The organism is Finegoldia magna, assembly GCF_018371055.1.
In the GTDB taxonomy this organism is placed as follows: Bacteria; Bacillota; Clostridia; order Tissierellales; family Peptoniphilaceae; genus Finegoldia; species Finegoldia magna_I.
The window spans coordinates 1-8,454 of the sequence record NZ_JAGYZD010000058.1; the positions used below are offsets into that span (position 1 = coordinate 1).

At 34.1% G+C, this 8,454-nt stretch carries 10 protein-coding genes, 1 tRNA gene and 1 pseudogene; 3 read left to right on the top strand and 9 right to left on the bottom strand.

Going from position 1 to position 8,454, the window contains the following annotated elements; all coding sequences use genetic code 11:
* The 3 genes and pseudogenes from KHW44_RS03795 to KHW44_RS03805 form a co-directional block, all read left to right on the top strand.
* Positions 1–217, top strand: a pseudogene (locus KHW44_RS03795) (radical SAM protein); the annotation flags it as partial.
* A gap of 2 nt (positions 218–219) precedes the next feature.
* The gene (locus KHW44_RS03800; protein WP_304066166.1) at positions 220–948 is read left to right on the top strand and encodes a TIGR03915 family putative DNA repair protein; all 729 of its coding nucleotides are present in this window, start codon (positions 220–222) and stop codon (positions 946–948) included.
* Between the two features lie 87 nt (positions 949–1,035).
* Complete coding sequence (locus KHW44_RS03805; RefSeq protein WP_304066169.1) at positions 1,036–1,530, top strand: FxLYD domain-containing protein; 495 nt, start codon at positions 1,036–1,038, stop codon at positions 1,528–1,530.
* Positions 1,531–1,583: 53 nt separating this feature from the next.
* Here KHW44_RS03805 and KHW44_RS03810 read toward each other — a convergent pair.
* The 9 genes from KHW44_RS03810 to KHW44_RS03850 form a co-directional block, all read right to left on the bottom strand.
* Positions 1,584–1,659: transfer RNA gene (locus KHW44_RS03810), tRNA-Arg, on the bottom strand.
* Positions 1,660–1,682: 23 nt separating this feature from the next.
* A complete protein-coding gene (locus KHW44_RS03815) occupies positions 1,683–2,867 on the bottom strand; it encodes a D-alanyl-D-alanine carboxypeptidase family protein (protein WP_304066172.1) in 1,185 nt (394 codons plus the stop codon).
* A gap of 8 nt (positions 2,868–2,875) precedes the next feature.
* Positions 2,876–4,012 carry a glycosyltransferase gene (locus KHW44_RS03820; RefSeq protein WP_304066175.1) on the bottom strand — a complete coding sequence of 379 codons (1,137 nt, stop codon included), beginning with the start codon at positions 4,010–4,012 and terminating at the stop codon, positions 2,876–2,878.
* Between the two features lie 27 nt (positions 4,013–4,039).
* Positions 4,040–5,305 (bottom strand): serine--tRNA ligase, encoded by a 1,266-nt coding sequence (gene serS, locus KHW44_RS03825; protein ID WP_002835831.1) that lies wholly within the window; start codon positions 5,303–5,305, stop codon positions 4,040–4,042.
* Positions 5,306–5,939: 634 nt separating this feature from the next.
* Positions 5,940–6,122 (bottom strand): hypothetical protein, encoded by a 183-nt coding sequence (locus KHW44_RS03830; protein WP_002835833.1) that lies wholly within the window; start codon positions 6,120–6,122, stop codon positions 5,940–5,942.
* Between the two features lie 12 nt (positions 6,123–6,134).
* Complete coding sequence (locus KHW44_RS03835) at positions 6,135–6,362, bottom strand: hypothetical protein (RefSeq protein WP_002835834.1); 228 nt, start codon at positions 6,360–6,362, stop codon at positions 6,135–6,137.
* Positions 6,363–6,419: 57 nt separating this feature from the next.
* Entirely contained in the window at positions 6,420–7,124 is a 705-nt protein-coding gene (locus KHW44_RS03840) for a hypothetical protein (protein ID WP_304066180.1), read from the bottom strand.
* Positions 7,125–7,190: 66 nt separating this feature from the next.
* Entirely contained in the window at positions 7,191–7,877 is a 687-nt protein-coding gene (locus tag KHW44_RS03845) for a radical SAM protein (RefSeq protein WP_304066183.1), read from the bottom strand.
* Positions 7,861–8,403, bottom strand: a complete 543-nt coding sequence (locus KHW44_RS03850; protein WP_304066186.1) for an ECF transporter S component — start codon at positions 8,401–8,403, stop codon at positions 7,861–7,863. The genes KHW44_RS03845 and KHW44_RS03850 overlap by 17 nt, the downstream gene beginning before the upstream one ends.
* Positions 8,404–8,454: the final 51 nt, after the last annotated feature.

Genomic DNA, 8,454 nt, shown 5'->3' on the forward strand with positions numbered 1-8,454 from the left:
GCCAACTTATGCCATGAGAATTATAAATGCGAGAAAGTTTGCCAACCTCAAATACGACGATTTGATTTCTCTTAAAATTTCTGTGAAAAAAGCGAAGAATTTCATACTTGTCGGAGGAGTATACCGCGGACAAAAATACAGCACCCAAGACGATTTGCTGGACATTTTGAGAATACAAGAAGGAAAAAACGTCACACAACTTAGTTTTTTGGAGTAGATATGAGATACAGTTATGACAACAGCTTAGATGGTTTGTTCACGGTGATTTTTGAACAGTACAAACACATTGAAAATTCAATTATCGTTGTGAAATCAGAGCAATTGGATTTTTTGAATGATGACATATACGTTGAAACAAATACTGACAAATCATCACGTGTAAAAAAATCGATAATAGACACATTCGGATTCAACTTTTATCGTAGCATAAACTACGCATTTGTCTCAGAAAATCCCGACAAATCGACCATTATCGCTAAGACAATCAAAAATATGTACACATACGGCTACAACTTCATCAACTCTTCCGACAAAATCGCTGTAGCATTCAACAGTCTGTGCAAATATTCAACAAGAGAACTCCACGCATACAAGGGTCTTCTCAGATTTAAAGAAATCCAAGACAATTTCTTGTTCGCAGAATTCGAACCTAACAACGACATTTTGGAATTACTAACATATCATTTCAAAAACAGATTGAGAAATGAAAAGTTTGTGATTTACGATAAGAGAAGAAACAAGTGCGCGATTTATGTGGACAATGATTTGGCATTTTACGATGTACAAGAAATTTTCAAAGAAGAATCTGATGAAGAGAAAATGTTTGAAAATTGCTGGATAGAATTCTACAATTCAGTCGGGATAAAAGAACGCCAAAACCTCAAACTTATGCAGAATAATATGCCGAAAAGATACTGGAAATATTTACCCGAAAAAAACAAAATTTAAATTTTGATTTTTAGCGAATTTTTTGTATAATAGTATTAATAAATGTTACATATTTTCATTTATTGATAAAATTTTAGGAGGAAAAAAATGAAGAAAACAGTTAAGGGAGAAGACGGAAAAGAATACACAATGAAAGAGAAAAAACCTTTTTATAAGAAGGTATGGTTTTGGGCACTTATAGTTATAGTTATTATTGCAGTAGCATCTCAAGGCAACAAGAAACCAGAAACTACAGTTAACGGTGAACAAACTAAAACGGAAGAATCTACTAATAAAACAGAAAAAAAAGAAGAAACTAAGGAACCAGAAAAACCAAAATATGAATTGACTCAAGTAAAACAAGAATCAGATGAATTTTCAACATATGTAACTGGTGTATTAAAAAATAACTCCGGTTCTGATAAAGGGTATATTCAAATTGAATTTCCTGTATATGATAAAGACGGAAATAAATTAGATTCAGCTTTCGCTAATGTTACGGAACTAAAGAAAGATAAAACATGGAAATTCAAAGCTGTATATTTAGGAACAGAAAAAGATGTAAAAGTTGACTTAAAAGATCCTAAAGTATCAGGATTTTAATAACACAATACTAATAAACTTCAAAAAATCCCTGAGCAATGCTCAGGGATTTTTGGTACTCCCACCCGGATTCGAACCGGGGATGCCCCCTTAGGAGGGGGGTATTATATCCAGCTTAATTATGGAAGCACATAAAACCGACTCAAATCGGCTTATGATACAAGAAGTGCTTCTAATAATTCGTAAGTGTATTTGGCACTTCTTTTTATTCTGGTTAATGTGTCTGCTTTTTCGTAAGGTTTTTTGACAACGAGACTTACTTCTCTCTTGTCGCCTTTTCCAGTGTCGATTACAACTTTTCCGACGATTTGTCCTTTTTTCAAAGGAGCTTTCAAGTCTTTTTTGATGTCGACTTTTTGTTGCAGACCTGTTTTTGTATTATACAAAATGGATACGTCTTCTGTCGGATAAATCTCAACGTTTTTGTCAACAACGCTGTTGACTGATTTCGTTTCGATTGGTTTTTCGCTGTTTAATATATTAATTGGCTCAAATGAATTTCTGACGTACTCCAATATTATTTTTTGGTAAGTATTTCTATCGTATTTTGTGGGAGCTCCCATCAATACGGAAACTACTTTGTTGTTCGGATTGTTTGATTTCAAACTCATCGTAGTTATCAAACAGTATCCAGCTTTTTCAGTTGTTCCTGTTTTAAATCCATCTACGCCTTCGATTTTTCCTAAAAATGGAACTGTAGTCACGCCTTCGTATTTTCTAGACGGCATACTAAGTTTTTGTGTTTTTGTGTAATTTAAAACTTGTGGGTAATTGTTGATTGTATAAGTGGTTAATTTCGCCAAATCTTTTGCACTCATCATGTTTTCCTTGTCGTTTTCAGGATAACCTGATGCAGAATAAAACTTCGCAGATTCCAATTCTAATTCGGCTGCTTTTTTGTTCATTCTTTGGACAAATTTTTCCACAGATCCTTCTGATTTTACTGCTAATTCGTCTGCGGCGTCATTTCCACTTACGATCATCATTCCCCTTATCAAATCATTTACAGTTACTTCTTCGCCTTTTTTAAGTTGCATAGTACTCGCTTCAGGCTTTGCGTATTGTGTTTGGATTTTGATTTTATCGTCGAGCTTGTATTTGTTTGCGTTGATATCTTCCATAACTAAAACATAAGTCATGATTTTAGTAAGCGATGCTATAGCATAAGGTTTGTTTTCGTTGTAATTCAACAATTCTTGGGAATAATCCTGTTCAATTGCGTAATACGCTTTTACTTTGTCTTCAAATCCCAACTTAGAGTCCGCTTTTGATAATGCAGGTTGAAATACAATAGCAAGTATTAACATTAAGGGTATTATTTTTTTAATACTCTTCATTTCTCACCTCATCTTTCCGATATAACTTCTTCGTACACTTTTATTACATCATCTGTAATTTTTTCTTCGGAATATACTTCTTTGATATCGTGTGATATTTTTTCCCTGTCGTATTTTTCAATATTGTCGTGCATATATCTTAACGCTTCGGCTAATTTCTCAACGTTAAATCTATCAACCAATATCCCATTTTCTTCATTTATTAAATGTTCTGGCCCACCGCATTTACTTGCGACCACAGGAAGTCCCGCGGACAACGCCTCCAAATACGCCAACCCAAAAGTTTCTGAATACGAATACAAGCAAAACATATCCGCATTATTGTAGCCCTCAACGATTTTTTCTCTTTTTGTTGATCCAGGAAGAAATACTTGGTCTGTCAAATTAAACTCTTCGACCATTTTAAGTAACGGTTTTCTCAAAAATCCGTCCCCATAAATCGTAAGCTTCACATTTCTATCGTTTGAAAAAGCAATGTTAAACGCTTCGATTAATTCTTTCGGACCTTTTGTCGTGATTACATTCCCAGTGGATACGATGTTGAAGATGTCTCCTCTTTTGAAATTCTCATTATTTTTGAAAATCGTAAGATTTGGAATAATCGCAATTTCAGTGGAATCTTTTCCAAATTCTTCTTTGATTTTCTCTTTGAATTTGGGACTTACAGTTATAAGCCCGTCTGTCCTATCGTAAGTTTCTTCGGCAATTCTTCTGTAAGAAGGTTTGATAGTGTCTTGGTTTACAACAGAATTGCATTCAGTAAGTACGAATGGAATGTTCAACTCTTTTGCAAGTTTGGATGCGTAGTATCCTTGGTCTGTAAAATAAGTGTGGATTACATCCGGTCTTCCTTCGATTTTCTCCACTTTTTTGTAGAAATGTCTAAGTACCAAATAAGAAAAGTCATAAAGGCTTTTGAAGATATATCTTCCAATCGGAAAATGAAAGGAATACACTTTGACATTATCTTTTATAAAATATTCACTTTTATATTTGCGAAAACGTCTAAGTGATCTGAAATCAAGAGCAATCAACACAACTTCTACGCCTTTTTTGGCTAGTGCAATTGCCTGATCCAATTCAAATATTCCGTTCATTTTGTATTTATCCGTCGGATATCCTCTAGCGATTATATAAGCCTTCATTTCTTTTCCTATCTTAATTTTAGTTTACTAGTCTATTATATCAAATCCTGTGTATTTTTGTAGCACTTCAGGAATTTTTATACTTCCGTCAGCTTGTTGATAGTTTTCGATTACAGCTGCAAAACAACGTCCAATAGCAAGTCCTGAACCGTTTAATGTGTGAACGTATTGTGGCTTATTATTTTCGTCACGATATCTTATATTTGCACGTCTTGCTTGGAAATCTTCAAAATTTGAACAGCTTGAGATTTCAACGTATCTGTTGTAGCTTGGCATCCACACTTCAACGTCGTAAGTCATTGCAGATGAGAATCCCAAATCTCCAGAGCAAAGTCTAACAACTCTGTATGGAATTTCCAACAATTGCAAGATTTCTTCTGCGTTATTCGTAAGTTTTTCTAATTCGTCATAACTTGTAGAAGGTTCAACAAATTTTACCATTTCGACTTTTTCAAATTGGTGATTTCTAATCAAACCTCTCGTGTCACGTCCAGCACTTCCAGCTTCTCTTCTGAAACATTGAGTAAACGCTGTATAATAAATTGGCAAACTTCCTTGTTCCAAAATTTCTCCTGCCAATAAATTAGTTACAGGAACTTCTGCAGTAGGAGCAAGATACATGTCGTCTTTTTCGCAGTAAAACATATCTTCTTTGAATTTTGGAATTTGACCTGTACCCATCATCGCACTTGGACTCATCAATACTGGAGTATTCATTTCAGTGTAACCTTGTTTATCAGTGTGAAGATCCACCATGAAATTCATCAAAGCTCTTTCAAGTCGTGCGCCTTTTCCTTTGAACACGCTAAATCTTGATTTGGAAATCTTAGTTGCTCTTTCGAAATCCAAAATATCCAAGTCAACGCCCAAATCCCAGTGAGCCTTAATATCAAAATCAAATTTTCTTGGTTCGCCCCATTTTCTCATTTCCAAATTCTCAGTATCATCCAAACCAACAGGAACATCTTTGTTAGGAGTGTTTGGAATTTCCATCAAATATTCTCTGATTTCTTCGTCGATATCTTTCAAATCGTCATCCATAGATTTGATATCATCAGATAACTTCTTCAAGTTTTTGAAAAGTTCTGTAGTATCTTCTCCGTTTTTCTTCATTTGTGGAACTTGTTTAGATAATTTGTTTTGTTCCGCCTTCATTGATTCTACTTTTTGAATAACTTCACGTCTTTTTTCATCAGTATCCAAAAGTTTTTGAATTGGATATTCTCCTCTTCTTTTTTTAAGCGCTTCAACGATTTCTTCTGGATTGTTTCTAATTCTTTTAATATCTAACATAACTTTCTCCTTATAAAACAATAAAAAAACTCATACCAAGGGACGAAAATTACGTTTCCGCGACTGCCACCCTAATTAGCATAAGCTCTCTCAACTAATAACGCATAGAAGTTAGATTCATTATCTTCATATACTTATTCGCACCACACATAAGCTCTCTGAATTACTCCAATAATTACTATTTCTTCATCAACTGCAATATTCAACTATATTAATGTATATTTTACCACAAACTATCTAGTTATGTCAATGTATAGCTCAATTACAACGTTTTTAGATTTTTAATTGCATATTAGAGATAATTTGTATACTAGCATTTTGCACGAACATCTGACTACAAAAACAAAGAAATTCATCGCTTGTGAACCTAAAATCTCAAGCGCAGCTTCGCTTTGGCGCGAATGAGATTTTTGACGGTTCCCTTCGCTGGAATTTCTGATTGTTTTTTCCGTATGATGTTCTTAGCAAAAACGCTAATATGATTTAATTAATACTATAAATTTTCAAAAAACACAAACGTGCAAATTGCTAATCTGACTTGTAAGCTTTATTAAGTCTTGTCACCAATATGACCAACTTTTTCGTAAACAAAAAACACCAAGCTCATCTCACAAGATTTGCTCAGTGTTATTTTCTACATATCTTTGTCTGCATTTTGGAAAAATTTTGCTACATATCCTATTACTACTAAAACCAAGAATACTTTCATCAAGAATTTTAAAATACTAACAGTTATTCCCATAATTCCCATCATGATATTCAAAGCCAAAATAGCCAAGAATATGTACAAAATGTATTTTAAATATTTGTTATCCATACTCCACTTCCTTTATATTTCTTCTTTTGCAAAAAATCTTCTGTAAATAAATCTAATTACCAACACTGCTAATGCTATTTTGATGAAAACTTTCAAGAATGAGTAGGCAACAGCTCCAATCGCTACCAAAATTCCTACAATTGCGCCGCCTAATCCCAATATCAAACCAAAAGTTCCCAAAATAGCTGCGAAAACTATTGATAGAATAACTATCAAAATAACAAATGCTAAAGTAATCATAACTGCCTCCCTTTGCTTTATACAGTACCTTTTATTACATTATAGCATAATAATCCCTTATTCACAACAAGCATTAGGAGATAATTCAAAAGATTTTATAAAAAACTTACCGTTTTTTTGTTCCAATTTAAGTTCCGATTTGATATCATCTTCCAAAATAATTTCCTTCGAAGTGATTTTGCACACCACTGGTTCGAACGCCCACTCTTCATCATTTTCCATCACATAATACGAATTGTCATCCTTAGAATACACGACATTTTCCTTGTTTGTGACATCATCTGATGAAATATTCGCATATTTTATCAACACAGCATCCACCAAATTTTTGTCCACCTTCAAAATCTTTGCGTTTTCTCTTGTTTGTTTGAATGCATCTGGATTTTGTTTTTTCAATTCGTCTATCTTGGATTTGTCCTTGTCAGAATCCAGAGCTTCGCTTGGAAAATTCGCCACGAAATTTTTCAGCGTGATATCTTTTGGTGATTCGAAGCTTTCTCCGTAGAAAAATGTATCCAACGAATTTACCACCTCTTCGCCATTATAATCGTAGGGTTTGTTGAAATTCGAAGCGATTTTATCGACATCAGATTTTTCCAACCTACCGTCTTTTGAAATGTCCACATTTTTGAATCCGTCATTCAAATAATCTGCCACATAAGCCTTGTTTTCTTCGGTAATTTCGGGTATTTTCTTCGAACAAGATGCTACAAATACGACAGCAAAAATCACAAGTGCGATTTTAAATAATTTGTTTTTCATATTTCCTCCCACATCCTATTAACATTATTATATATGAAAATCAAACAAAAAAACACTGACGGAAGTTTAACCAACTCCCAAATCAGTGTTTTCGACTAACATCTCGACTTTCGGATGATTTTTCAAATCGTAGTGATTTTCCAAAAACCACTTCACAAGCTCATCATCTCTTTTGATTGGCGTAGAATTATTTATGAAAATATTAATAGTAATCCATTTAAAATTAGCCAAACCAATCTCAATGTCGCGCTCAATCATTTCCTTAGTTTGACCCTTGATTCCAACCATTAAACAAGCCGAATCAAAATAATCGGACACCTCTTTTACATCAGTAAATTTCGCATTTTTGTTGAGGACATTCTCTCTAAAATCGTAATCGAACGATTCAATCCCCGTCTTAAACAAAATTTCGCATCCGAAAAACTCCCTGATTTCGTGAAGTCTATTCTTGAAAATATAATGAGCTTCGAAAACCAATGTGTTAATATTCTTTTCTTCAATTAAATTCTTGATGTCGATTTTCGTTTGTTCTGGAAGTTCGAACACATTTCCCGAATTAATACATTCCAAAACACCGAATTCGCCAGTCACATTTTGAAGAATCTCACGATTTTCACGAACAGCATCATCCATATCCATAGTATTGTCTTCAATGTAATCGCAAAAAGTGCATTTGCCCCAAAAACATGGTCTGCCTTTCAAAAGCACTATCTCGCGTTTTAATTTTTCCTCTATCTTAGCGTATCGATTCAAGCTTAATCCTCTTAACAGCTGCCATCACGACACTAAATGAAATAAGTCTGTCAAAAAATTCCATAAAATATTGGTTGATAAAAGATGCTGCAGCTGGATTGACTCCCTTGTTAATCATGAATCTTACGATAACATCACTTCCTGAGCTTGTAACCCCACCAAAAATATATCCTTGAATAATAGCACCCAAAATAGCGCCTGGAAGTACAGCCAATAAAAGTGCAGGAATAGTGTGCAATTTCTTGAAATATCCCTTTTCGTACAAAATTCCAACCATAAACACCATAAGCATACCCGTAGGAGCAAATGGAAGAGCAAATGGATCGAAAAGAACTTGGTTCAAAACTGACGATAAAAGCGCAGTCACAACCCCGTATTTCCATCCAAATAGCATACACACTAAAAGTGAACCAATGTGATCCAATAACAAAGGAACCTTCGTACTAACAGCGATAAAAGCACCAAGGCAGTTGATTGTAATGCAAATCGCTATAGTAGTCAACAATTTCGTATTCGTTTTTCTCAATAAAAAAACCTCCTAATAAAATATAGGAGAACTCAAAAATAACGCCTTGTT